Source organism: Thiomicrospira pelophila DSM 1534, from assembly GCF_000711195.1.
Classification (GTDB): Bacteria; Pseudomonadota; Gammaproteobacteria; order Thiomicrospirales; family Thiomicrospiraceae; genus Thiomicrospira; species Thiomicrospira pelophila.
In genome coordinates, this window is record NZ_JOMR01000001.1 from 1333557 (window position 1) to 1360028 (window position 26472).

At 44.2% G+C, this 26472-nt stretch carries 25 protein-coding genes; 9 read left to right on the forward strand and 16 right to left on the reverse strand.

Annotated features, from left to right (window positions below; all coding sequences use genetic code 11):
• Positions 1 to 35 precede the first annotated feature (35 nt).
• Together pgeF and rluD are read right to left on the reverse strand one after the other, a co-directional pair.
• The gene (gene pgeF / locus N746_RS0106435) at positions 36 to 806 is read right to left on the reverse strand and encodes a peptidoglycan editing factor PgeF (protein ID WP_211245125.1); all 771 of its coding nucleotides are present in this window, start codon (positions 804 to 806) and stop codon (positions 36 to 38) included.
• Positions 784 to 1833 (reverse strand): 23S rRNA pseudouridine(1911/1915/1917) synthase RluD, encoded by a 1050-nt coding sequence (rluD, locus tag N746_RS0106440; protein WP_029934991.1) that lies wholly within the window; start codon positions 1831 to 1833, stop codon positions 784 to 786. The genes pgeF and rluD overlap by 23 nt, the downstream gene beginning before the upstream one ends.
• 65 nt (positions 1834 to 1898) lie before the next feature.
• On the opposite strand from rluD, the gene N746_RS0106445 reads away from it, so the two are divergent.
• On the forward strand, positions 1899 to 2630 hold the full coding sequence (locus tag N746_RS0106445) for an outer membrane protein assembly factor BamD (protein ID WP_029934993.1): 732 nt from the start codon (positions 1899 to 1901) through the stop codon (positions 2628 to 2630).
• Between the two features lie 58 nt (positions 2631 to 2688).
• Here the strand turns inward: N746_RS0106445 and N746_RS0106450 are convergent, their stop codons facing one another.
• The 3 genes from N746_RS0106450 to N746_RS0106460 are packed head-to-tail and all read right to left on the reverse strand — an operon-like array spanning position 2689 to position 4838.
• Positions 2689 to 3570, reverse strand: coding sequence for a M23 family metallopeptidase (locus N746_RS0106450; RefSeq protein ID WP_029934995.1), 882 nt, complete (start codon positions 3568 to 3570; stop codon positions 2689 to 2691).
• Entirely contained in the window at positions 3560 to 4012 is a 453-nt protein-coding gene (rnhA, locus tag N746_RS0106455; protein ID WP_029934996.1) for a ribonuclease HI, read from the reverse strand. Before rnhA ends, N746_RS0106450 begins: the two co-directional genes overlap by 11 nt.
• Positions 4013 to 4034: 22 nt before the next feature.
• Entirely contained in the window at positions 4035 to 4838 is an 804-nt protein-coding gene (locus N746_RS0106460; protein ID WP_029934999.1) for a class I SAM-dependent methyltransferase, read from the reverse strand.
• 195 nt (positions 4839 to 5033) lie between these two features.
• On the opposite strand from N746_RS0106460, the gene gloB reads away from it, so the two are divergent.
• The 3 genes from gloB to N746_RS0106475 are packed head-to-tail and all read left to right on the forward strand — an operon-like array spanning position 5034 to position 9566.
• Positions 5034 to 5822 carry a hydroxyacylglutathione hydrolase gene (gene gloB, locus N746_RS0106465; RefSeq protein ID WP_029935002.1) on the forward strand — a complete coding sequence of 263 codons (789 nt, stop codon included), beginning with the start codon at positions 5034 to 5036 and terminating at the stop codon, positions 5820 to 5822.
• Positions 5823 to 5848: 26 nt separating this feature from the next.
• Entirely contained in the window at positions 5849 to 7606 is a 1758-nt protein-coding gene (locus N746_RS0106470; protein ID WP_245603343.1) for a lytic transglycosylase, read from the forward strand.
• The gene (locus tag N746_RS0106475) at positions 7596 to 9566 is read left to right on the forward strand and encodes a transglycosylase SLT domain-containing protein (protein WP_051678560.1); all 1971 of its coding nucleotides are present in this window, start codon (positions 7596 to 7598) and stop codon (positions 9564 to 9566) included. The genes N746_RS0106470 and N746_RS0106475 overlap by 11 nt, the downstream gene beginning before the upstream one ends.
• A gap of 245 nt (positions 9567 to 9811) precedes the next feature.
• Here N746_RS0106475 and cysS read toward each other — a convergent pair whose 3' ends face one another.
• Both cysS and glnS read right to left on the reverse strand, forming a co-directional pair.
• The gene (gene cysS / locus N746_RS0106480; protein WP_029935006.1) at positions 9812 to 11188 is read right to left on the reverse strand and encodes a cysteine--tRNA ligase; all 1377 of its coding nucleotides are present in this window, start codon (positions 11186 to 11188) and stop codon (positions 9812 to 9814) included.
• Positions 11189 to 11249: 61 nt separating this feature from the next.
• Positions 11250 to 12923 (reverse strand): glutamine--tRNA ligase, encoded by a 1674-nt coding sequence (gene glnS / locus N746_RS0106485; RefSeq protein WP_029935008.1) that lies wholly within the window; start codon positions 12921 to 12923, stop codon positions 11250 to 11252.
• 140 nt (positions 12924 to 13063) lie between these two features.
• Between glnS and N746_RS0106490 the strand changes: the two genes are divergently transcribed.
• From N746_RS0106490 to N746_RS0106500, 3 genes are all read left to right on the forward strand, one after another.
• Positions 13064 to 13639 carry a peptidylprolyl isomerase gene (locus tag N746_RS0106490; protein WP_029935018.1) on the forward strand — a complete coding sequence of 192 codons (576 nt, stop codon included), beginning with the start codon at positions 13064 to 13066 and terminating at the stop codon, positions 13637 to 13639.
• Positions 13640 to 13711: 72 nt separating this feature from the next.
• On the forward strand, positions 13712 to 14218 hold the full coding sequence (locus tag N746_RS0106495) for a peptidylprolyl isomerase (protein WP_029935019.1): 507 nt from the start codon (positions 13712 to 13714) through the stop codon (positions 14216 to 14218).
• A gap of 3 nt (positions 14219 to 14221) precedes the next feature.
• The gene (locus tag N746_RS0106500; RefSeq protein WP_038125911.1) at positions 14222 to 14962 is read left to right on the forward strand and encodes a UDP-2,3-diacylglucosamine diphosphatase; all 741 of its coding nucleotides are present in this window, start codon (positions 14222 to 14224) and stop codon (positions 14960 to 14962) included.
• Between the two features lie 24 nt (positions 14963 to 14986).
• On the opposite strand, the gene N746_RS0106505 is transcribed toward N746_RS0106500, so the two are convergent.
• The 5 genes from N746_RS0106505 to N746_RS0106525 all read right to left on the reverse strand — a co-directional run bounded on the left by N746_RS0106505 (position 14987) and on the right by N746_RS0106525 (position 20840).
• Positions 14987 to 16291: a dicarboxylate/amino acid:cation symporter gene (locus tag N746_RS0106505; RefSeq protein WP_029935021.1), complete on the reverse strand. Its 1305-nt coding sequence runs from the start codon at positions 16289 to 16291 to the stop codon at positions 14987 to 14989.
• Between the two features lie 26 nt (positions 16292 to 16317).
• Entirely contained in the window at positions 16318 to 18618 is a 2301-nt protein-coding gene (locus N746_RS0106510) for a diguanylate cyclase (RefSeq protein ID WP_162173033.1), read from the reverse strand.
• A 138-nt stretch (positions 18619 to 18756) separates the two neighbouring features.
• Positions 18757 to 19050, reverse strand: coding sequence for a rhodanese-like domain-containing protein (locus N746_RS0106515; RefSeq protein WP_029935026.1), 294 nt, complete (start codon positions 19048 to 19050; stop codon positions 18757 to 18759).
• 43 nt (positions 19051 to 19093) lie between these two features.
• Positions 19094 to 19597: a phosphatidylglycerophosphatase A family protein gene (locus N746_RS0106520; protein ID WP_029935027.1), complete on the reverse strand. Its 504-nt coding sequence runs from the start codon at positions 19595 to 19597 to the stop codon at positions 19094 to 19096.
• Positions 19598 to 19619: 22 nt separating this feature from the next.
• Positions 19620 to 20840, reverse strand: a complete 1221-nt coding sequence (locus N746_RS0106525) for an argininosuccinate synthase (protein WP_029935028.1) — start codon at positions 20838 to 20840, stop codon at positions 19620 to 19622.
• A gap of 193 nt (positions 20841 to 21033) precedes the next feature.
• Between N746_RS0106525 and asd the strand changes: the two genes are divergently transcribed.
• Both asd and N746_RS0106535 read left to right on the forward strand, forming a co-directional pair.
• Complete coding sequence (asd, locus tag N746_RS0106530) at positions 21034 to 21960, forward strand: archaetidylserine decarboxylase (RefSeq protein ID WP_038125912.1); 927 nt, start codon at positions 21034 to 21036, stop codon at positions 21958 to 21960.
• 2 nt (positions 21961 to 21962) lie between these two features.
• Positions 21963 to 22301 carry a P-II family nitrogen regulator gene (locus N746_RS0106535; RefSeq protein WP_029935030.1) on the forward strand — a complete coding sequence of 113 codons (339 nt, stop codon included), beginning with the start codon at positions 21963 to 21965 and terminating at the stop codon, positions 22299 to 22301.
• A 50-nt stretch (positions 22302 to 22351) separates the two neighbouring features.
• On the opposite strand, the gene N746_RS0106540 is transcribed toward N746_RS0106535, so the two are convergent.
• From N746_RS0106540 to N746_RS0106555, 4 genes are read right to left on the reverse strand one after another with little or no spacing between them, the layout of a single operon-like run.
• A complete protein-coding gene (locus tag N746_RS0106540) occupies positions 22352 to 23125 on the reverse strand; it encodes a hypothetical protein (RefSeq protein WP_029935031.1) in 774 nt (257 codons plus the stop codon).
• A gap of 37 nt (positions 23126 to 23162) precedes the next feature.
• Entirely contained in the window at positions 23163 to 24611 is a 1449-nt protein-coding gene (gene ntrC, locus N746_RS0106545) for a nitrogen regulation protein NR(I) (RefSeq protein WP_029935032.1), read from the reverse strand.
• Positions 24608 to 25669, reverse strand: a complete 1062-nt coding sequence (glnL, locus tag N746_RS0106550; RefSeq protein ID WP_029935033.1) for a nitrogen regulation protein NR(II) — start codon at positions 25667 to 25669, stop codon at positions 24608 to 24610. The genes ntrC and glnL overlap by 4 nt, the downstream gene beginning before the upstream one ends.
• On the reverse strand, positions 25666 to 26340 hold the full coding sequence (locus N746_RS0106555; protein WP_029935034.1) for a metal-dependent transcriptional regulator: 675 nt from the start codon (positions 26338 to 26340) through the stop codon (positions 25666 to 25668). Before N746_RS0106555 ends, glnL begins: the two co-directional genes overlap by 4 nt.
• Between the last annotated feature and the right edge of the window lie 132 nt (positions 26341 to 26472).

Genomic DNA, 26472 nt, shown 5'->3' on the forward strand with positions numbered 1-26472 from the left:
AGAAACAACCTAACCACCAGGCCTGGTGGTTAATCCTATTTATCGGATTCGGCTTTTGCTTCCAACCAAATCAAACTCGCCATTCGGCCAGTTTGGTTGTCTCTACGGTAAGAATAAAAACGTGTGGAATCGGCGTAGGAACATAAGCCGGATTGAGTGATAATTTCGATGCCGTGAAAACGTAATATCTGTTCGGCCATTGCGGCCAGATCGGCCAACCATTTCTGGCCGTGTGGCTGAAAATAGTCAGTAAATAATGGGTATTTTTGGATAAAGGCTTGACGGACTTCATCACCCACTTCAAAAAACGCGGCTGAAATCGCCGGGCCAATCCAAGCCTGCCAGCTATCGTCACCAGCCCTGGTGATACATTGGTTTAAACTGGTTTCAATAATACCGTCCACCAAACCCCGCCAACCGGCATGAATCGCACACACCCTCTTGCCGTTGGTTAAAAGTATGGGTAAACAATCCGCTGTCATAACACTAAGCACCAGGCCGGGTTGATCGGTCCAAATGGCATCCGCTGTGGGTATTTGCTGAGGAGTATGATCAACATACAAACAATTGGTGGTGTGTTGCTGATCTAGCCAAACAATGGCCGATTGTTTGAGTTTTTGGGCTAGAAGCTGTCGATTTTGGCTAACCGCTTGCGGATCATCTTCAACATGATAGGCAAGATTGAGCGAATCATAAGGCGGCAAGCTAACGCCACCTTGACGTGTAGTGGTAAAGGCTTGCACTGAAGCAACTTTTGGCCAGTTCGGTTTGATCAGTGGCAAATCAATCGTCTGGGATATCATCATCCGTTACCCACTCGACCTCAACGTCGTAATCGTAATCAAACTCATCGTAGGCGTTATTGCGGTTGGCAATAAAATCAACTTGGTCGTCACGCAGTATATCAATTAACAATGCCATATCGTCTGGCATTGGCGCTTTCCATTTTAGGATTTTGCCGGTTTCTGGATGCGTCAGACTTAACACACCTGCGTGAAGTGCTTGGCGTTTGAAGTTGCGTAATAACTCAACGAATTCGGGCATCATTTGTTTTGGAATACGCAAACGTTGGCCATAAACCGGGTCGCCCAATAATGGAAAACCTAAATACGCCATGTGGACACGAATTTGGTGAGTGCGGCCGGTTTCTAAACTGACTTTAACATGCGTATGCGCACGAAACTTTTCGGCGACACGATAATGACTCACCGCCGGTTTTCCGCCGGAGGTACGCACGGCCATACGTTTTCGATCATGCACATGACGACCAATCGGTTTATTAATGCTGCCGCCGGAAATCATATTGCCGACCACTAGGGCATCGTAAACGCGTTCGACATCGTGACGTTGTAGCTGATCGACTAAATGTGTTTGCGCTTGTAAGGTTTTGGCCACCACCATTAAGCCGGACGTATCTTTATCCAGACGGTGAACAATACCCGCACGCGGCACTTCGCGTAAAGCGGGCGCATAATAAAGCAAGGCGTTCATAACCGTGCCATCTGGATTACCCGCACCCGGATGAACCACCAGGCCTGCAGGCTTATTGATGACGAGAATTGCATTATCTTCGTAAACAATATCTAGTTCAATCGGCTGGGCTTCGATGTCGGTTTCATCTTCGCTTAACACATTGACCAACACCTGCTCGCCACCTAAAACAATATGGCGTGGTTTTGTGATGACTTTACCATCCAGTGTCACGGCCCCCTGCTTTAGCCAACTTTGCAATCGGCTACGCGAATATTGTGAAAACTCACTCGCTAACACGGCATCCAAACGGGCTCCCATGTGTGCGGCTGAAATTTTTGCGGACAGGGTCTGACTACTCAAGCGAACATCCTTATTGTGTGATACTATTTCTTGATTATTTTGGCTCATATTGTAACCGAGAACCTATGTTAAGAACGCTTTCACTGTTAATCTTTACCAGCTTTTTTATCACCCTCACCTCTGGCTGTTCATCCTTACTGATTAAACCCGAATCTGAGTGGACGGTTGAAGAGTTCTACGAAAAGGCTAAAAATGAGTTTGATAGTAGCCAGTGGAGCATGGCGATTGAGTACTATGAGAAGCTTAAAGCCAACTTTCCTTATGGCGTGTACGCCGAGCAATCTTACCTAGAACTTGCCTACTCTTATTATCGTTATGACGAACCGCAATCGGCTATTCGTGAGTTAGAAGAGTTTATTCGACTTTATCCGCGCCACAGCCGATTAGATTATGCCTATTATTTAAAGGCTGTGGCGACGGACTCCATTAACCAAAGCTGGTTGGATAAGTTTATCACTGACCCGGCTAACCGCGATGCCAAATCGTCTCGTGAGGCCTATCGCGCTTACCAAGAAGTGATTGAGAAGTTTCCTGACAGCGCCTATGCCAAACCATCTCAGCAACGTTTAATTATTCTGACCAACCGTTTAGCACGTGGCCAACTACAGATAGCCGAATATTATTTTAAACGCAAAGCCTATATGGCCGCCGCTACCCGCGCCAAACAATTGCTTGAAGATTACCCATTGGCTCAGACCAATTTAAAAGCCTTAAAACTGCTGAAAACATCTTATGAAAAGCTAGGCATGCAAGGTAATGCGGATAGTGTTCAAGCTGTTATCGACCAAAACACTTGATTAAAACCAGGCACCAGGCCTGGTGGTTCTTAAATTAATTCAGAATAGATACGATTGATTAGTTTCTGGCTTGTGTCTCATCAAACACAACTTGGTTACTGACAATTTTATCACCGCTTATTAGATCTCGCGGCAATTGAAACATTAACGCTGGATCAAGCCGCACATTAAACCAACTCATCCCCCAATGTAAATGCGGCCCGGTCGCTCGCCCAGTTGCGCCCATAGTGGCGACCAATTGACCGCGCTCAACCACTTCACCTTCTTTAACCAACATGTCTTCCAGGTGCATAAAACCAGAACGTAGGCCATAACCGTGATCAATAAATATCGTATTACCGCTTAACTCCATCGACTCAGCTAAGGTAATTTGGCCGGAGGCTGGCGCATAAATCGGTGTGCCGGTTTTACTGGCGATATCAACCCCCATGTGTGGCGCACGTGCATGACCGTTTAAGATACGCTGACTGCCGTATACGCCAGTAATCCAACCTTCTGCAGGCCAATCAAAGCCGTTTTGAAAATACGGCATATTTAAATACACCTTGCGTGCTTGCGCCGCCTTTTGCGCATCGGCTCGGATTTTTTTCAAGGTCGCTTCGTCCGGCGTAACATGTTTAGAAGGCAAGCCATTAATACGTTGAATCTGATAATCTCGCTGTGCCACTTTCAATTCATGTTGTTGAGTTTGACCATTTGGAGGCGTGACGGTTAAGCGCACATTCGGTTGCGCATCACGCGAAAACGCGATTAACGCTAAACCTTCTGAATCCGCTGTAAAACGGCGTTTTTCGAACTCAATTTTACTGTTAGGCTCGACTTTGAGCTGAACCCAAGCACCCTGTGCTAACGTGCCCTTGACTTCTAACGCCAATACGCTTGACGATAGTAAACACCCCATACTCATGAGCGCCCAGGTTTTCAGTTGATTAAGCTTCATTCGTCACTCCTAATAATTCATCAATAGCTTGATTCGCCAAGCCATCAACGGTTTCGTTTTCCATATGTCCGCTGTGACCTTTTACCCAATGCCAGTCCACTTTGTGTCCTTGCATGGCTTGTTCGAGTTGTTGCCATAAATCTTGATTTTTAACTGGCTGATTACTGGCGGTTTTCCAGCCGCGTTTTTTCCAGTTCGCCATCCATTGGGTTATGCCATTTTTGACGTACTGTGAATCGGTGGTGATGGCCACCTGACAAGGGCGCTTGAGCGATTTAAAAGCTTGAATCGCCGCCATTAACTCCATACGATTGTTAGTGGTATCGGGCTCCGCGCCTTTTAAGTGTTTTTCTTGCCCTTTAAACCTGAGTAAAACGCCCCAACCGCCAGGTCCTGGATTTCCGCGGCAACCACCATCGGTAAAAATTTCAACTATTTGCAAAACCTATCCTCTAACTTATTATTCAAGATTTACCCTTTAGGTTGGCTCTAATGTTTTGTTTGCTATGGTGACGATCACATGATGCCACGGCCTGGGGTTTTCGCAGTGGTAACCAGTTTGCTAACTTCCAATTCAACCCTACCGGTGTCGGTGTCACCACACGTTTTTTGGCGACGATAATATAAACATTGCCAAAATGAACGCCTATGCGTTCTAACCAGCTTTCAAAACGTTCAACATTCAACCAAAACCAAGAGTCTAAACGTTCGCTACGTTGTTTAAAGCACGAAATTGGGCCATGCTGTGCAACCTGAATGTCATAACCTAATAAATTCAACCAATCAATAATGCGGTGCATTTTAATTAAATTAGCCTGTTTAAGGCCTTTGCGTGCCCCGCTAAAATAGCTACGTAGCAGGCTGCAACCATAAGGATTAAAGCCTGATATCATTAACACGCCCTCGGCCATTAACATTCGATCCACTTGACGCACTAAATGATACGGATCGGCGACGGACTCCAAACTATGCGGCATAAACACCACATCTAAACTATCCTCTTTAAAGGGCAAAAAATCCAGATCAGCGAGTACTTGAAGGTCGCTAATCGAAGGGTTAACCTGATTATCTAACACCACCTTGGTTTTTATGCGACTGGTCTGTAATAAGCTTTGGCGTGATGCTTGACCGACTTGCACCAAATAATAACCAAACAAACGCGGCATCTCTTTTTCCACCAGCACGCGCTCTTGTTCAAATAATGCTTGACCCATTGGTGTATCAAACCAATCCTTCAAGAAACGTTGAAACTGGATGTCCGAATTCAACTTGCCCCCTTTCGCTCTACCGCTTAATTTCGCGAACTTAAAGTGAATTTATCCTCACTTACAAACAAAACTTAGGTTTACACAACGCCATTGAAAGACTTAAAATTTACCAAATGATTAATTATATCGTATTGTAACAACCAGGCCTGGTGAATCCTAGCGTTACCCCACCCACTTAATGTAAGCGAGCTAACCATGCAAGTACAAGGCTTAGAAGCACTGTCAGACAACTATATTTGGATCATCTCAGAACAAAAAAATATCTGGGTGGTTGATCCCGGTGAAAGCCAACCTCTGCTTAATTTGATTGAGCAAAACCAGTGGCAGCTGCAAGGCATTTTGTTAACACATCACCACTGGGATCACACCAATGGGGTAGAAGATTTATTGGCCGCATTCCCAAAAGCACGCGTATATGCAGGTCAATTGACCAATAAAACTTACATTACAGACTCTTTAAAACAAGGCGACCAAATTAATGTAGCAGGTGCAACCTTAACTGTTTTAGAAACCCCTGGCCACACACTGGATCATATCGCGTATTTTAACGATCAAGTTTTATTTTGTGGTGATACTTTATTTGCCGGAGGTTGTGGTCGTGTATTTGAAGGTACACCAGAACAAATGACCGACTCGCTGCTAAAACTTCGAGCTATAAAACAAGATGTTGAGGTTTATTGTGGTCATGAGTACACCTTAGCCAATATGAACTTTGCGGCCATCGCTGAACCTGATAATTCGGATATTTTGGCGCGTCGTGATCAAGTACGAGTCGACACACTAGCGAAAAAACCATGCGTACCATCAAAATTATCACTTGAAAAACACACTAATCCTTTTTTACACTTTGATCAAACACCATTATCAGTTAATATTGCACAGCATTGTGGGCTGGAATCACATAAAATGACACCGTCAAGACTATTTGCTGAATTACGCGCTTGGAAAGACGCACTGGATGCTACCGGTGAACTCGATGAATAACTAAATAAATGTTGCTACTTAATTACATGATGATAACCCGCCTAAAAACCACTTTATTACGTTTAAGCTTTTTGTCTTTCGCGTTAATTATTGGCGGCTGTGAAAGCTTAAATCAAGCTTCGACCTCGCCTGAAAACCCTGAACATATCGTCAATAGCGACATTCTCATCCCGACTGATCCCACCTTAGACCAAGCCGAGGCCGAATTTGAAAAGTCCATCCTAAGTGAAATTGAACCCTTTCCGTTAAAGCTTGCTGAACCTCTCCCCCACACAGAAATTTGGGATGAGCTAGCCGATCAGTTCCACTTAATCGAACAACACCACGACGGTTTTCAAGATTATTTAGCTTTCTATCTTAATAACACCAAGCATTTAGAACGTGTTTCGGTTCGCGCTCAGCCTTACTTATATTTCATCATGGATGAAATCCGCAATCGTGAGATGCCTTATGAAATCGCGATGTTGCCAGTAATTGAAAGTGCTTTTTACCCTTATGCCCGTTCCAGCAAACGTGCTGGTGGCTTGTGGCAGTTCATTCCAAGCACTGGTCGCATTTACGGTTTAAAGCAGGACTGGTGGTTTGATGGTAGACAAGATGTGTACATGAGTACCCATGCCGCACTGGATTTTTTACAAAGCCTATATAAACTCAACAACGAAGATTGGTTGTTAGCTTTTGCTTCATATAACGCGGGTTATGGCCGTATTCAGCAAGCTACCGCACGCTTAAAACGTAATCAACCGAATGCCGAAATTAATTATTGGACGATTCGTCCTTATTTACCACGCGAAACTCGTCATTATGTACCGCAATTATTAGCCGTCAGCTACCTAATTAAGAATCGCGAAAAGTATAATTTGGCGATTCAAGACGTTCCCAATGAACCCTACTTGACCTACATTGAACTTGACCGCCAAATGGATTTAAACAAGGCGGCTGAGTTAGCTGGTTTGTCAAAAGAAATGATGAAACACTTGAACCCTGGTTATTTAAAAAGTGTTACCCCGCCTGACGGCCCACATCACCTATTGATACCTAATTCTCATAAACAAGCCTTTGAACAAAAACTCGCTGAAAATAGCAACGATATTTTTAATATCCGCTGGCAACGTCATCAAATTGTGACGGGCGACAGCTTAGGTACGATTGCTCAACGCTATAGTACGTCGATTGGTGAAATCCGTCGTCTTAACAATCTAAAAGGCAATATGATTCGAGCGGGACGCACCTTGTTAATTCCGATCCCAGCTTCGCAAGCTCATAAGCATACCCAATTCGCTCAGAACACCCAAAATGATGAATCAGACAATAAAAGTTTCCGCACTCATTACGTTCAGCGCGGTGAATCTCTTTGGACGATCTCCAACTATTATGGGTTAGATACGTCGAAATTAGCGCAATGGAACAATTTAAATCCTCGCGCGCCAATTAGAGTGGGACAGCGTTTAGAAATTCGCAGCAATAAATACGGCCACACCGTGCAACATACGGTAAAAGATGGTGAAAGCTTATGGCTAATCGCTCGCCGCTACCAAGTCACCATTCGTGATTTAACGCGCTGGAATAAAATTAGCAGTTCGAATACGTTACGTCCCGGTACAGAATTAACCATTTGGCGTTCTGGTCCACCTGACCAATACACCGTTCAACGTGGGGATACCTTATGGGATATTGCACGTGCGTTTAATATAAATAGCGAAAGCTTAAAAAAACTCAACAAGCTTTCACAAAATGAATATTTAAGACCAGGACAAGTGTTACGTATCCCAAATGATAGCTAGCCTAGCTCGCACATATTTAATCTTACACGTCCCTTTACTCATCGGGATCGGTCTTTTTTTTGGGCTATTTTCAACCGCTCCGCAAGCTCAAAACCTAACCCCAGAACAACAACAATTTTTAGAGGCGATGGATTACATCAATAGCGGAGACCGACTCCAAGTCGCTAACCTGAAAGCCCTACTACAAGACCACCCGCTTTATCCGCAACTACTTTACCAAGATACCCTTAAAAACTTTGACCGCACACCTGATTTAGCTATCCGACAATATTTTGAGCGTTACCAGCACCTTGCTTTGTCCCACAGTTTACGCAACCATTGGATCAACTACTTGGGCGAACAAGAACGCTGGGACTTATTAATTAAGCACCCACAAGACAATCCTAACCTGTTAGAGCAGTGTTACTTTATGCGTGCTCAACTTGAATACCAATCCATTAGCATCAACGCACTACGGCAGTTTTGGCTTCAACAGCTTAAACTACCAACCGCATGTCAACCCATAGAAAATCAATTAATTAGCTCAGGCGAATTGCCGGGCTGGCTAATTTGGCAAAAAATTGACCTCGCTATGCAGCGAGGACAACTCAGCGTCGCGCGATCACTTATGTCTTATTTATCACCGACCGATCAAGATGCGCTAAATCATTGGATTGAATACTATCGGAAACCACAAAAACTTATTCGACAGCTACCCAACCAAGCCAGCGCATTTATCAACCGAAAAATTTTTTTACAGGCACTTGAAAGGCTCGCTAATCGTCAACCTGAGGCGGCTTTTCAATTGTTAAGCCTTCATAAAGAACGTTATCGGATCCACCCCGATGAGCAACATCAAATTCAACGCACCATTAGCTTACGTTACGCCTATCGCAATGCGCCTGAGGCCAAGTCGCATCTGAACTCGCTCCACCAATATAGCGGCGATAGTGATACCTTGCGCTGGCAAGCCCAAATTGCGCTACGACAATCGGACTGGGCGCAGCTTCTCAGCACAATTGGTCTAATGCCTGAGCATGAACAAAACCAACCTAAATGGCGATATTGGACGGCTCGCGCACTCGATAAACAACAGGCATCGGGCGCGGCACAAACCATTTATCAGTCTTTAGCTCAACAACGACACTACTATGGATTTCTGGCCGCTGACCAGTTAGGACTGAACTATCAACTTCATCAAACCCAACCTGCCTCTGAATTAAGTACAAAACAACTACACAAGAAGTATCCTTCTTTAGCTCTCATTCAAGAGCTTTTGAATATCGGTTGGACAGTGAATGCCCACAGGGAATGGCAACATTTAATTCGTCAAGCAGACGTGCATGACATCCAGGCGATCGCTCAAATTGCGAGCGAATGGCAACAACATAATTTTGTCATTCGCGCTTTAGCCCAAGCCAAACAATGGGATCAGCTTGAGCTTCGCTTTCCAACTCCATACAAAGGGCCTGTAATCCAGAATGCGAGCAAAAATAATATTGAAGCCGCTTGGATTTACAGCATTATACGACGCGAAAGCGCCTACCAAACACATGCCAAGTCCTCCGCAGGAGCGGTTGGATTAATGCAATTAATGCCCGGCACTGCACAATATATGGGCAAAAAAATTGGTTATACCCGCCAACAATATCGAAACCTACTGGATGCAAACTCCAACATTGAACTAGGTAGTGCCTATTTAGCTTATCTATTGGAACGTTATAACGGTCATTTAGTCATGGCCACGGCTGCCTATAACGCAGGGCCTAAACGTGTTGATTATTGGATAAAAGGCCATCACAACCTTGAGGCCGATCAATGGGTGGATTCGATCCCATTTAGTGAAACCAGAAAGTATGTAAAGGCCATCATGGAATATAAAGTGGTATTTGAAACTCTACTGGGTCAACAACCGCAAAAACTGCAAAGCTTAATGCGGCCCATCTCTTCACCTAACGACCAGCAAGCGGCCCTTGATTAATCATCACAATTCGACCACCCAATCTGCTTTTCGACAGACGAAAAAAAACCCGGCTCAATATTTGGCCGGGTTTAAATAGTATCTCAATTAAAAGATAACTAAAGGAGGATACTCATGAAGAAACATGAATGTGCGCATTGTATAAAAAGTTTAACAAGCTGTCAAATAAATTTTATATCAACATAAGTTCGATCTATATAAGATTACGCTTATTATGCTTTTCCGACCCTTTTTGTCTCCTAGTTTTACTGGCGACGCCAACTGGTGCCTTGCGCCGAATCTAATAATTCCACGCCATCAGCCAATAATTGATCTCGAATCTGGTCCGACCTAGCCCAGTTTTTATCTTGTCTGGCTTGAGCTCGTTCGGCAATTAAAGCTTCAATATCCGCATCCGATAGTCCATCCAGAGCTTCACCCGCTGTGCCTTTAAAAAAGTCTTCTGGGGTCTGCATTAACAAACCTAATCGATTTGCCAAGCTTTGCAGAAGCGCCACTAGATCGGCTTGTTTGGTTTTATTAACTTCTTTAACCAATTCAAACAATACGGAGATCGCCAAAGGCGTATTAAAATCGTCTTCCATTGCGGCATTGAAACGAGTTTCAAACTCGGTATCTTTCGCCACCAGGCCTGGTGCTTGAGCCTCTAAAGCCGTATACAAACGTGCCAAATTGGTTTTGGCAGCTTGTAGGTTTTCCTGTGAATAATTTAACGGACTACGATAGTGACTCGACAGTAAGAAATAACGAATTACTTCCGGGTGGTAGTCTTTTAGAACTTCACGAATGGTGAAAAAATTATTTAATGACTTGGACATTTTTTCATCATCGACTCGCACAAAACCAACATGCATCCAAGTGTTTACATAATGTTGTCCGCCGTGAGCACATTCGGATTGGGCAATCTCATTTTCGTGGTGAGGAAATTGTAAATCCATGCCGCCACCATGAATATCTAAATGCTCACCCAAACACTGTTCCGACATGGCTGAACATTCTATATGCCAACCCGGCCGGCCATCGCCCCACTCCGAATCCCAAGCCGGTTCGTCTTGTTTTGAAGCTTTCCACAAAACAAAGTCCATTGGATTTTGTTTGTGCGGGTTAATCTCAACACGCGCACCCGCCTCTAAGTCCTCTTGTTTTTTGCCAGACAAACGCCCATAGGATTCAAAAGACGTGACCTTAAAATACACATCGCCGTTATCCGCGGCATAAGCATGACCTTTATCGATCAAGGTTTTCACCATGGTTTTGATGGCGTCAATATAATCGGTCGCGCGTGGTTCTTCATCTGGGCGCAGCACATTTAACGCGGCTTCATCTTCATGCATCGCATCAATAAAGCGTTCTGTTAAAGATTGCACCGATTCTTTATTTTCGAGCGCGCGTTTGATGATTTTATCGTCGATATCGGTAATGTTGCGCACGTATTTAACATCTAAACCCAGTGCACGTAACTGACGAACCACCGTATCAAACACCACCATCACGCGCGCATGGCCGATATGACAAAAGTCGTACACGGTTACACCGCAGACATAGATGCCAACTTTTCCTGGCACAATCGGTTTAAACTCTTGTTTTTGTCGGCTCTCAGTATTGTAAATTTGTAAACTCATAATCTATCCGTTTTGGGTGTTTGACTGATGTTTAGCGATAAAACGTTCAAGATCAGCCTGGCTAATATTTGGTTTGCTCACTCCAGGTATCTCTTAAACCGACCGTGCGATTAAACACCAGGCCTGGTTGTTTATTGTCGCGACAGAAATAACCTTCACGTTCAAACTGATAGGCTAATTCCGGTACGGCATCGGCCAAGCTTGGTTCAACAAAACCTTGTTTAATCACCAATGACTCAGGATTTAAAACGGCTTCAAAATCTTCGGCCTTACCCGGGTTAGGTACATTAAATAAGCGATCGTATAAATAAAACTCAGCCGGCACAGCTTTGCTGGCTTCAACCCAGTGAATCACACCTTTAACTTTGCGGCCATCCGCTGGGTTTTTGCCTAAGGTATCTGGATCGTAGCTACAGTAAATCGTTTTAAGTTCACCTTGTTCATCATTTTCAAAACGTTCAGCTTTAATCACATACGCGTTACGCAAACGCACTTCCTTGCCTAATACTAAACGCTTAAAATGTTTATTGGCTTCTTCACGGAAATCCTCTCGGTCAATATAGACTTCGCGCCCAAACCAAATTTCACGCTTGCCCATGTCTTCATTTTGAGGATGAATTGGCGCTTGAATAGGCTCAACTTGGTTTTCCGGGTAATTTTCTATCACCAGCTTGACGGGATTTAACACCGCCATGGAGCGTGGCGCATGCACATTTAAGTCATCGCGTACTGCCGCTTCTAAAATGCTCATCTCAGTAAAACTATCGACTTTACTCACGCCAATTCGATCAGCAAAACTTCGAATCGAAGTAGGCGTGTAACCACGGCGGCGCAAACCCGAAATGGTTGGCATACGAGGATCGTCCCAGCCAGTGACCATACGATCATTCACTAATTGATGCAATTTGCGCTTTGACATCACCGTGTATTCTAGATTTAGACGCGAAAACTCGTACTGACGCGGACGCGTGGCACTCGGCAAGGTGATATTATCCAGAATCCAGTCGTATAAACGACGATTATCTTGGAACTCCAAAGTGCATAACGAATGCGTCACCCCTTCAATCGCATCCGAAATACAATGCGCGAAGTCATACATAGGATAAATACACCAAGCATCACCAGTTTGGTGATGTGCTTGAAAACGAATTCGATACAAAATCGGATCACGCATACACATAAAGGGCGAGGCCATATCTATTTTGGCGCGTAAGACACACTCGCCTTCTTTAAACTCGCCCGCGCGCATTTTTTCTAACAGGTTGCGATTTTCATCAACGGACGTGTCGCGATATGGACTTGCTTTACCCGGCTCGGTTAAAGTGCCTCGATATTCGCGCTGCTGCTCGGCATTAAGGAAACACACATACGCCAACCCTTTCCCCACCAGTTCCAAAGCGTACTGATAAAAGGATTCAAAATAATTCGAACTATAACGAATCTCACCCGACCATTCATAACCCAACCAGGCCACATCACGCTGAATAGACCCCACGTATTCTAGGTCTTCTTTTTCTGGATTCGTATCGTCAAAACGCAGATTACACTGACCTTGATAATCTTCCGCTAGGCCAAAATTAAGGCAAATTGACTTGGCGTGGCCAATATGAAGATAACCATTCGGCTCAGGCGGGAAACGAGTTTGAATGCTTTTATGCAACCCGCTTGCAAGGTCTTCATCAATTATATTGCGAATAAAATTAGTGGCGCGTTCACCTGCTTCAGCCTGACTCATCGACAAAATCCATGTATGTTGAAAAATAGTGAGCCATTATAACATTCCTATTTCGCCTTAACACGGCCTTAGATGCAGTTCCTTGCTGAGTTGATCAATGGTAAAATGCCCACAATTCCATCTGATTTAAGGATCTAATCATGTCAAAGTTAGTGTTACGCATCGGGTTCGTATTAAGCCTGCTTTTCACCCCTTTTATATCCGTTCACGCCGAAAACCCACGTGTACTGATGGAAACCAGTCATGGTGCAATGATTATCGAACTTTACCCAGAAGACGCGCCTGAAACCGTTGAAAACTTTTTAGCTTATGTCAAAAGTGGTTTTTATGAAGGCACCATTTTTCATCGTGTGATTCGTAATTTTATGATTCAAGGCGGTGGCTTTGATGAAAATATGAAACAAAAACCGACTTTAAAGCCGATTCAAAACGAAGCGGACAATGGCTTACAAAACAAAATTGGTACGATTGCGATGGCACGCACCAGTGATCCGCATTCCGCCACGGCTCAATTTTTCATCAACGTCGCCAATAACAGTTCGCTCGACTTTCGCGAAAAAACTACCCGCGCTTATGGATATACCGTATTTGGTCGTGTGGTTGAGGGCATGAGAACGGTCAACGAAATCCGTAATATGCCAACGGGTCGTAAAATGGGACATCAAGATGTGCCTTTACAGCCGGTTGTAATTCAGAAAGTACGTCAAATTCGTTAAAAATTATTTTAATAAGCGTTAATAGACCAACCACCAGGCCTGGTGGTTACACCTACAAAAGGAAGTTAAAACATGACACAGGTTGTTTTTCATACCACACTGGGCGACATCACCATTGAAGTCGATCACAAAAACGCACCGATGAGCGCGGCTAATTTTGTGCAATACGCTGAAGACGGATTTTATAACGGCACCATATTTCACCGCATTATCCCAAACTTTGTAGTGCAAGGTGGCGGCTTAGAGCCTGGCATGGAAAACAAAACCACACGTGCGCCGATTGAAAACGAAGCCGACAATGGCATTAAAAACCTGAAAGGTTCGTTATCTATGGCGCGCACCATGGACCCAAACTCGGCAACCTCACAGTTTTTTATCAATCTTAAAGATAACGACTTTTTAGACCATACGACTAAAACACCACAAGGTTGGGGTTACGCGGTATTTGGCCGCATTATTGATGGGATGGATGTGGTCGAAAATATGGCCAAGGTGGCCACTACTAGCCGCCAAGGTCATCAAGATGTACCGGTTGAAGATATTTTGGTGGAAAACACCACGGTTAAATCGGCAGAATAAGCTTTGGTCACTCGCCCTTCCCTTAGCTATGTTCTGGCTGACGTTCATCTTCAGCCAGAACATCATCACCCAATCAATCAAGCGTTTCTAAACTTCATTAGACAACAAGCGCCACAAGCTAATTCGGTTTATATTCTAGGCGACTTGTTTGAAACGTGGATGGGTGACGATCTCAGTCTTCCACTCTATCAAACCGAAATCAGCGCGCTTAAAACGCTTACGGACTCGGGAACAAAACTTTACATAGGTTATGGAAATCGAGACTTTTTGATGCGCCAAGCCTTTTGGCAAGCCACAGGAGCTGAGTTTATAGAAGACGAGACCCTAACACGGATTGAGGACGTGGACTGTTTGCTGTTGCATGGTGACAGTTTATGCACCGATGACAAGGGGTATCAGCGCATGCGTCACTGGTTCCGTAAACCTTGGATACAGTGGTTATTTTTACACTTACCTAAAAAAACTCGACTTAAAATCGCCCAAAAACTACGTCAACAATCGGGCAACCAAGCACAAAACAAACCGGCCAACATTATGGATGTTTCCAGTCAAGCCGTTACAGACTTGTATGCACGGCACCCTAAAATTGAGCATGTTATTCATGGACATACTCATCGACCGGCTCACCACTGCCTGAAAATTGGCGATATTGAAAAGCAACGTTGGGTACTAGGCGATTGGCGACCTGAAGCCCAAATCATCAAAATCAGCAACCAGCAAATTAGCTTAGTTAAGTTAAATTAAAAACCGACTTCCTATGCTATGACCTTAAATCTTTTGTTCAGCCTTAGCTGCAGCGGCTATTTTTTGCTCGTCTTGCACTGGCTTCAATAGATTTAACTCACCTTCTGAACGCGCAATCACGACCGCACCGACCGAGTCACTAAATATATTCACCGATGTGCGCATCATATCTAATAAACGATCCACCACCAGTAAAATGCCCAAGGCCTCAATAGGCAGGCCTACCGCCATCAAAATAACACTAATTGCGACCAAACTGGCCGATGGAATGCCCGCGACACCAATAGAAGTTGCCAAGGCAAGCATCACCACCAATAACTGCTGCGTCCAGCTTAAATCAACACCAAACAGCTGAGCAATAAACAAAACCGCCACACATTCATACAAAGCGGTGCCATCCATGTTAACTGTCGCCCCTAAAGGAAGTACAAAACTGGATACACGATTCGATACCCCGGCACGCTTTTCGACATTGGATATGGTCACCGGCAAGGTGGCTGATGATGAGCTCGTTGAAAACGCGGTTAAAAGTGCTGGGAACATAGCTCGGTAGTGCAACCAGGGATTTTGAACGCGCCCGACAAACTTTAAAATTAAGCTCATTACGACAAAAAAGTGTAACGCCAGTGCTAAACAGACCGTGACAAAGAACCATGCGAGATTTTCAAACTGCTCAAATCCGGTACGAGCAATCGACGCGGCGACCAAACCAAATACCCCATAAGGCGCGAGTTTCATCACTAAATTGGTGATCAACATCATGACATCAAACACACCCTGCCAAAAATCGTGCAGCGTTTCGCGGGTTCGGCCGGTCAACTGCGTCATAAAGTAACCGAATAAAATACTGAAGAATATCAAGCCTAACATCTGAGTTTCGACGGCGGCAGCAAAAATATTATCAGGAATCATTCTAAGGAAAACCTGAACAATATCCCCTGCTCCCTTACCTTCAACCGCACTCATTAACTCTATATTTGTTTCAAGCACCGGTGCCTCTGCGTGACCAACACCCGGCTGGATGATATTGACCACCGATAAGCCGATAATAATAGCCGACAAGCCAGTAAATGCATAATAACTCAAGGTTTTTAAACCCAGTCGGCTAAAGCCGCCCTGACCACCTACATTACTGACGCCAATAATAATAGCCGAAACGACTAACGGCACCACAATCATTTTGAGAGCGTTTAAAAATAGCGTACCGACAAAGTCATAAATCGCGATCCAGCTTATCCCAAATACTTGACCGGTCACACCCGTTGTACTGCCCATAATAGCGGCTAAAACCAGTGCAATCATGATTTGCCAATGTAACGCTAATTTCATTCCCTCTCCTAATATTGTTGTCAGTCTTAATCTGTAACCGCGCGATCACGACCCGCATTTTTGGCTTCATAGAGTAATTTATCGCAATGCGAAATAATTTGATCCGCCGTTTGTCGAGGTTTCAAGTCAGTTACACCGCAACTCACATTTTGATAAAACCCTTGTTTAAAGTGAAAATCTGAGATTAACCAACGAATTTTGTTGGCTAAATCTAATGCTTGAGTTCGATTGGTTTCGGGGCAAATCAACAAAAACTCTTCCCCACCCCAGCGCCCAAATACATCACTTTTTCGGACACTTTTTTTCACTAAGCGACTAAAGACTTGTAGAACTTCATCACCCACTTGATGTCCATATTGGTCATTGATGTTTTTGAAATAATCTAGATCAAACAAAATAATCGATAATGGGCGCTCATAGCGATGAGCCAACGCAATATGTTCTTGCAAAGCCTCATCCAGTTTATGGCGATTATAGGCACCGGTTAATTTATCGGTGATCGACAGATTTTGAAGCTCGGTATTTTTTTCAATTAACATTTCTTCCGCGGTTTGAAGGCGCCCATGAAGTGCTCTCAAACGGAGAGTATATAAAATAACAAGCAATAAAATAATCGAAATGCCGATAAAAGCGGGCAGGACTTTTGAATAGTCTACACGTGTGTCGAACTCCAAGCGTACCCATTTTTCGTATATGGCATCTTGCTCTTTAGGACCGATCGAATCCAAACCTTTTTGTAAAATACTGTGTAGTAAAGGCTGGTCGTTACGCACACCCATGCCCAAGTCAAATGAGTAAGGTAATTGGCCCGATACTTTTAAATTAACCAAGCCTTCTTGTTTAATCAAAAAGCTCACCGAAGCCAGGTTATCAACAAACGCAAACACTTCACCTAATGCGACCTTTTTTAGGCCCTGGGTGGTTGTATCTGCCTCGAACAAATCAAGCTCGGGATGGTGGTTTTTCAACCATTCATGCGAGGCGTAATCTTTCACCACGGCCACTTTTTTACCCTGTAAACCATTTACTCCATCAAGAAAGTCAATGCTTTGATCGGTGACGATCACCATAGGAGAGCGAAGATAAGGTCGGGTAAAACTTGCATACTTCGACCTTTCTGGCGTATTCGCTGCCATTGCCAGCATGTCGAGTTGACCTTCTTGCATTAAACGCAGTGTATCTGACCAATTCGCATCGCGCTCCACTTCAAAAATCAAGCCTAAGCGCTGCGATAACAGATTCAGATAGTCTGCGGCTATGCCATCATGCTGCCCCTGCTTATTAACAAACTCAAATGGAAACCAGTTTCGGTCAATGCCAACGCGAATGGTTTTATTTTCCGAAATAAATACCTCTTCTTCTGAAGTTAAGTTAATCTCACCAACATTTTGCATGGGACGATTATAAATGTTCTTTTCTATCGAAAACTCTATGTCCAGTAAGCCCTGCCGTGCGAAAAGCTTGGATATATGCTGCAATCGACCACGATCAATGGTGCCAATCGGTACGGTATAGCGCGACACCACCTGTTCAATACCCTGAGCTTCAAACATCAAGGCCTCAAAAGACTTAGCACTCGAGTATTTATCAATAATTAACTGCGCAATTTCGGCCTTGTTATCTAAAGCATATTGCCAACCCTTAATCACCGCACGGCGCATCGCCTCAACTCGTTCATAGTTATTTTCTGCTTCGGTTGAGCTCGTAAATAACATATCGCCATACACATCAATTCCATAATTCACAGGGTTTAAAATATGTATGTCGGCCCCTTTCTCGCGTAACAAGTAAGGTTCGTTGGTACTGTAACCATAAATTGCATCAGTTTCACCGTTTAGCAATACGTCAAAGTTTTTTGTAAACGGTTGGCGAATAACTCCCTGCTCTAACACTCGGTATTCGGCCAGCATGGCCATAATTGGAAAACCTTCGGCATCGTTCTGATAAAAACGTACGCGTTTACCAACGAGATCTTGTGGCGAATTAATGCCTGATGATTTTAAGGTAATAAGTACATTTGGGGAGTGTTGAAAAATAGGGGCGACAATGCGCACACCCACTTTATGAGATTGATACAGAAACAAAGCAGAATCGGCAATGCCATAGTCGGCTTCACCATTAAGAACTTGTAGGATATTATTTTTTTCTGGGTCGCGTTCCAATAGTGTTACATCAAGGCCTTCTTGTGCAAAAAAGCCTTTCTCGATTGCCGCGTAATAACCCGCAAACTGGAACTGGTGATGCCATTTTAACTGCAAAGTAACCGGATCAGCCGCTTGAAGAGTCAAGCTAAAGCCAATCAAGAAACTAGCTAGAAATGATCTCAAAATATGGCCTGTAAGTGTTCGAAGCACCAAATACTCTCTTAAAGCTGTGGATTTAGACCAATATAACGAAACTTACTAAGCTTGCCAATCAAAAAATCGTACAAATAGGAACTATTAGAATTTAATGATTAAGTGCCATTAATCCGGACATTGAAACCAAGCTGAGAAAGGTCCCATGTTGTGTACATCAGTAAACCCCTGTCCCATTAAAATTTGCTGAGCCATATAAGAACGTTGTCCAGACCGGCAAAACACCACAACAGGACGCGCTTTGTCTAACTTAAGCGCGGCCACTTGGTCAATCTCGTGCAGCGGAATATTAATTGCACCGGGCAGTTGTGTCGACATAAACTCTTCCGGAGTACGCACATCAACCAACTGGGCTTGCTTGTCTTTAATTAATTGTTTTGTGTCTTCACAAGAAATAAACATCGCTTAACTCCAACTACATAATTGGGGGCTAATATACAGGATACTAAACCAAAATACTCATATAAATAACCCATATCCCTATAAGGGAAAATACGGCCGCCAATACATCATCCAATAAAATGCCAAACCCGCCCGATACTTTGGCATCCACCCAACGAATTGGCCAAGGTTTTACAATATCAAAAAACCGAAATACCACAAAAGCGGCCAACCACCACCAGGCCTGGTGCTCGCCACCCCATGCTTCAGTTGGCAACAATAACAACACGAGCCATATGCCGACAAACTCATCCCACACAATTCCACCGTGGTCGTGTACGCCAACTAATTCGGCAGAACGGCCGCAAATCCAGCTTCCGGCTAATGAAGCGATCGCAAACACGACCCACGCTAATTCGATGCTATAGATTATCAGCGGAATAAACAGCAAGGTACCTAACAAGGTACCGATTGTGCCAGGGGCTTTTGGTGATAAGCCTGACCCAAAACCAAAACCCAGCATTAGAGCTGGGTTTTTGAACAGGTCAGACCAAGTTGGATTGGTCATTTTGTTAGCCTTTACTTTCTGATTAAGCTTTGTTTGACTGACGCTTACGCGCCGCAATACGTAAACGCAACGCATTTAACTTTATAAAGCCTTCCGCGTCTTTTTGGTTATAGGCACCTTTGTCGTCTTCAAACGTCGCAATAGACTCATCAAACAAGCTGTTTTCTGACTTACGACCCACCACAATCACATTGCCTTTGTAAAGTTTTAGACGTACCACACCGTTTACGGTTTCTTGTGATTTATCAATCGCCGCCTGTAGCATTTCACGCTCAGGGCTGAACCAGAAACCGTTATAAACCAATTTAGCGTATTTAGGCATCAGCTCGTCTTTAAGGTGGGCGGCTTCACGATCCAAGGTTAAAGATTCAATCGCACGATGCGCTTTAATCATAATAGTGCCGGCTGGGGTTTCATAACAACCGCGTGATTTCATACCCACAAAACGGTTTTCCACTAAATCATCACGACCAATTCCGTTAGCGCCACCAATTTTGTTTAGCTCCGCCATAATAGTGGCTGGTGATAAAGCTTTACCATCTAACGCGACAATATCGCCTTTATCGTAGGTTAGCTCAATATAAGTAGGCGTATCCGGTGCAGTTTCTGGGGATACCGACCAGCGCCACATCGGCTCTTCCGGTTCGTTCCACGGATCTTCTAACAAACCACCTTCATAAGAAATGTGCAACAGGTTGGCATCCATTGAGTAAGGCGACTTTTTGCCTTTTTTGTTCTCAATCGCAATATTGTGCTGTTCGGCATAGGCCATCAATTTTTCGCGCGAGTTTAAATCCCACTCACGCCAAGGTGCGATCACTTTCACATCCGGCATTAAAGCATAAGCGCCTAATTCAAAACGTACTTGGTCATTGCCTTTGCCGGTTGCACCGTGCGAAATCGTATCCGCACCCACTTGTTGGGCGATCTCGACTAAACGTTTTGAAATAAGTGGACGTGCAATCGACGTACCTAATAAATATTCCCCTTCGTAAATCGCATTGGCACGAAACATCGGGAACACAAAGTCGCGTGCAAATTCTTCGCGCAAGTCTTCAATGTAGATTTCTTTTATGCCCATCGCTTGCGCTTTAGCGCGCGCTGGTTCAACTTCTTCGCCTTGACCAATATCCGCGGTAAAGGTGACCACTTCACATTGATATTCATCTTGTAACCACTTGGCAATAATTGAAGTATCTAATCCACCTGAATAAGCCAGTACTACTTTTTTAACTTGCGACATGCTATTTCCTTTTAATCTAAATTCTTACCAGACAGCCTTTCAAATCAACCACCAGGCCTGGTGATTCGTTATTTGAAAATTTAACTGGCCTAAACCCTATAATTTTGCGGAATTATACCTTAAAATCCTAAGCTTTAGGGCGTGTCTATTAGACAACCTGATGCTTTATTTTAATTAAAAGGCCAAATTTAATATGTCGTTAATGGATTACGTAAAAGTCGTTCCACAGTACATTCTGCCCAAACACTTATTATCAAACGGTATGCATTGGTTTATGCAAATCAAGCAGCCTTGGATTAAAAACCAAACTATTAAAGCCCTAAGCAAAATTTATAAGATTAATATCACCGAAGCGGTTCACACCGATATTGAATATTATCCCGACTTCAACCACTTTTTCACTCGCGCATTAAAGCCCGAAGCGCGCCCAATTCACGATGGGGATGATGTATGGGTAAGCCCAGCAGATGGCGTAATCAGCCAATCTGCTTCACTGGATGGCAACCGTATGATTCAAGCTAAATGCCATGATTACACGGCTGAAGCTTTGATGGGTGGCGACATTCATTATGCCGAACAATTTAAAAATGGTGATTTTGCGGTAATTTATTTATCACCTAAAGATTATCACCGCGTGCACATGCCGATTAGCGGTAAGCTAATGTCGATGACCTATGTACCCGGTGATTTATTTGCGGTTAACCCATCCACGGTAAAATTAGTACCCGGTTTGCTCGCACGAAATGAGCGTTTAGTATTACGTTTTGAAAGCCAACATGGTCCATTTTGTCTGGTCATGGTCGGCGCGATTTTTGTGGGCAGCATGGAAACGGTTTTTCAAGGTAAAATTACACCACCTTATGCACCAAACATACAACACTGGGATTATCATCACGAACCACACTACTTTGCAAAAGGCGATGAAATCGGGCGCTTCAATATGGGCTCGACCGTGGTACTGGTGACGCCTGAGAATCAATTTCCAGCGCTGGGCGAGCAGGATGAACGCTTCGTTAAAATGGGCGAAGCTTTTGAATTCCCTAACCAACCGCAAGATGAAACCGACTACAATGACAATAATGAAGATGAACTTGATGAACACGCCACTGGAGGCTATTAATCATGAAACAGATTACGGCAATAATTAAACCATTCAAACTTGACGACGTACGTGATGCGTTACATGACATTGGTATTCACGGCATGACGGTGATTGAAGTAAAAGGCTATGGTCGTCAAAAAGGCCATACCGAAATGTACCGCGGTGCAGAATATGTGGTCGACTTTCTACCTAAATTAAAACTCGAAATCGCAGTCGCCAACGAAGTCGTCGACAGCGCAATTGATGCAATTGTGCAAGCCGCCCAAACCGGGAAAATTGGGGATGGTAAGATTTTTGTCACCAGCATTGAACAAACTATTCGTATCCGAACGGGCGAAACTGGGCCAGAAGCGCTTTAATCTAGTTTAAAAGAAGCCATCATTTTGATGGTTTCTTTTTATCCGCAACCTTACCAGTAAGACACCCCCACTTCATTTAATTGACGCCGCCTTGCTGTCCCACTTTCTGCTAGTGTTACCACCTCCCATTGCCAAGTTTTACTCGCACTCGGTGGTTTTACGCCCCACCAAGGATCAAACTCATCGGTTTTTTCAGCCTGACGATTAAATTCTCGATCGACCCTATCCGCAATCAAGCACACAGGCGCGTCAAAGTTTTGCAAATAATGCAGATGAGCTTTGATCAAACCCTGTCCAAGTTGGTCAGCTTGATGATCATTTATTTGAAACCGCTGCTTCAGCCAACGCACCGGCAACAAAGGCAACTGTGTAATAAGATTAAGCGACACAACTAGGTCAACCGTTTCATCATCCAACCAAGCCTTCGGGGAGTCTACTTTTAGAATACCCGCCTGGAAGCGTTGCAAACTGTTCGTCACATCGGCTTCGATATATTCAATATTTCGATAGGGTTTAAGAAGATGCTGCGCATCGCGCGTGATGACGATATCAACCAATAGCACCCAGTCAAACGACTCACTTAATAAAGCCAGTGGAATATCCTGTAGCGTACCCGCACCGAAGATTAAAACCTTACGTTTGGAGGAGTGGCACAGAGATACTGCCTGCTCTATTGCCAATCGGCAGTTTTGGTAATGTGGTTCCCAAGCAGTATGGCAACGTTTAGCACGCGCAGACATGGCAATTGACTCATACAAAAAGCCCATCTGACGTGCCAGTTTAGAACTAGGCGTTATCAAATATTGCCATGCCTCCCAAATCATCGCGTCACACCCTTTGCCTATTTTGCATCAGCACGGATTAATCCAAGCCCAAAGCTTGAGACTTACGCGTTAAGGTATTACGCCCCCAACCTAGTTGAATCGCGGCATTTTGACGGTGGAAATGGCTAGCTTGTAAAGCCGTTTCAATCAACACCTTCTCAAACATAGGTTCGGCGGCGGTATGTAAGCCCTCTTTACCCGATGCCAAAAAGGATTCAGCCCATTGACGTAAAGGGGTTTGCCAGTCATCTGCCTGACTATCGGACTCTATCGAGGGTGCAGCCGAACGTAGTTCTAAAGGTAAGTCTTCCATATGTACCAATTTGCCTGGCGCCATAATCGTCAACCAAGTACACAAACTGCGCAATTGGCGCACGTTACCTGGCCAAGCCAAATTGGATAAAAAACGTTCGACTTCTTTTTCAAACTGCTTTTCTTCTAATCCAAGAGCTTGGGCTTCTTTATTCATGTAAAACTTCAACAACAGTGGAATATCTTCTCGGCGCTCGCGTAATGGCGGGATCTTGATCCGGATAATATTAAGTCGGTACAATAAATCTTCACGAAAATGGCCATCACGCACCAACTGCTCCATGTTTTGATGGGTGGCGGCGACAATGCGTACATCGGCTCGAATCGGATCCCGCCCCCCTACACGATAAAAACTGCCATCGTTTAAAACACGCAACAAACGGGTTTGTAAATCAACCGGCATATCACCAATCTCATCTAAAAACAAAGTCCCGCCGTGAGCTTGCTCAAAACGCCCGACACGCTGTGAGTGGGCACCAGTAAACGCGCCTTTTTCATGACCAAACAATTCCGACTCTAGTAGTTCACGCGGAATGGCGGCGGTATTTAGCGCCACAAATGGTTTATTAGAACGCGGACTCAGTTCATGCAAAGCCTGGGCAATTAACTCTTTACCTGTACCGGTTTCACCATTGACCAGTACCGTCACATCTAACTGAGATACACGACCAATAATACGGAACACTTCCTGCATCGCGGGTGCCGCACCGATGATATTGAGTGGCTGCTTGCTTGCCGCTGATTCTCCCCGTGTGCGCGTTGATCGTCCACCAGACATTTGACGCTTAATCGCTCGATCCACCAGACTCAACGCTTCATCAATATCAAATGGTTTGGGTAAATATTCAAACGCTTTACTTTGATACGAACGTACCGCCGTATTTAAGTCCGCATGCGCGGTCATAATAATGACCGGAATGTTTTTATCGAACTCGTGAATCGCCTCCATAAAGGTCAAACCATCCATATCCGGCATGCGAATATCACTGACAATGACAGTGGGTGGAAATTCATCCAAATGCTTTAACGCCAAGGTTGGAGAATCAAACGATTTAACCTGATACGGCTTATCTTCCAGAGCGGCTTCTAATACCCAACGAATCGAAGCATCGTCATCAACAATCCAAACAATCGGCTCGACATGGGTTTCACCGGGTTGTGTTTTTAACGTCATGCTTCACCTCTATCAAACGGGATATATATATGAAATACAGTATGACCTGGCTCGCTTTCAGCGACAATCAAACCGCCGTGCTGGCGTACAATATTTTGCGCCACGGGCAATCCCAAACCTGTGCCTTCTTTTTTACTGCTCACCATCGGATAAAAAATCGAATCAAACACTTCCTTTGGAATCCCCTCACCTTCATCGTGAATACTGACCACCGCAACTAACGGAAAGGTTTGCGTTCCAAGGGTAAACTTGCGTTCTACGCGTGTACGGATCGTAATCAAACCTCCATGCTTTTCCATGGCTTGCATGGCATTTTTAACCAGGTTCATCAAAGCTTGAATCATGGCTTCGAAGTCCATCAGAATTTCTGGAATGGAAGGATCGTAATCCAGCATTAGCTGAACATTAGGTGGAAATTCGGGTTTGGTTACACTTAATACATGTCGAATTACTTCGTGAATATTATGTAGCTCTTTTTGTGCGCCTTGGCGAGGGCCCAACATTGAGTCCACTAAATTCTTTAAACGTTGTACCTCTCTGGCAATCACATCTAAAAAACTCAACGCCTTAGTATCTTGCTGAAAACGTTTTTGCAGTAACTGAGTCGCGCCATAAATTCCGGCCAATGGGTTTTTAACTTCATGCGCGAGCGTCTTAACCAATAAATTGCCTGCTTCGTACTGATGCCAACGCTCATCTTCTTCCACAATACGATGATGGCGCTCGGTATTAAATAGCTCAACAAGCCAACCATCTTGACCGTTATGTTCATAGTTGGAGAAGGTACAACTAATGCGAAGACGCTGCAGGTCTGGTAATTGAACCTGATATTCGTGGATGGTTAAACGCTGCTCGCCAAAACTCGTTAAATCGTCCACCAGGCCTGGTAGCAATACATTCCAAGGTACACCGACGATCCGCTTAGTACTGACCTGCAACAATTCGGCGGCGGCAATATTCATATAACCGACTTTTTGCTGGCTATCGATCCAAATTACCGCTGTCGCTAAACCATCTAATAGCTCATCCCAAGCGGTTTGTTCAGCTAATCTTTTCATGTAATATCACCCGTTTCGACCATTAGGGCGCTCGCTAACCGATAATCAAGGGCGTGCAAACTATGATTCACTTCAATCATTAATGGGCCATTAAATGGCGCTTTTGATTTAATACGTACCTCAACCCCCATGGTTAAGCCAATCGAGGACAAATAGCGTAATTCGTCTGGTGAGCGATTTTTAATTCTGGATAATTGCACTTGCGCGCCCTCTGAAAACTCACTAAGAGGTAACAAATTTTGTGGCAAGATCATGCCATCTTGGTCAGGAATGGGTGAGCCGTGTGGATCATGCGAGGGCCGACCTAGCGCATCCCACATCGCGTCGACTAATTTATCGCTTACGGCGTGTTCCAATACTTCGGCCTCCGCATCCACTTCATCCCAGGAATAACTCAACCTATCAACCAGATATTGCTCTATAACACGATGACGTCGAATCATTTGCAAGGCTAACTGGCGCCCAGTTTCAGTTAAAGACACACCATAGTAAGGCTCATATTTAACATAGCCTTGTTCAGATAATTTTTTAATCATATTCGAAACCGATGCTTGTGCTACGCCTAACCGGCTCGCTAGCGCTGAGGTATGAACCCCCTTATCCTTAATACTCAAATCTTCGAGCTTATAAATACACTTCAGATAATCTTCTATCGCCTTAGACGCCGACATACCATTCCTTATAACTTTTTAAACTGGTCACGAATCTCTATTTTGCCCCATAACAAAGCAAAAATCTGCTTTTTAGTGCGCTGAGATTTAAATTTTAGCTATTTGCAATCAAAATAATGCCATTAAAACCCT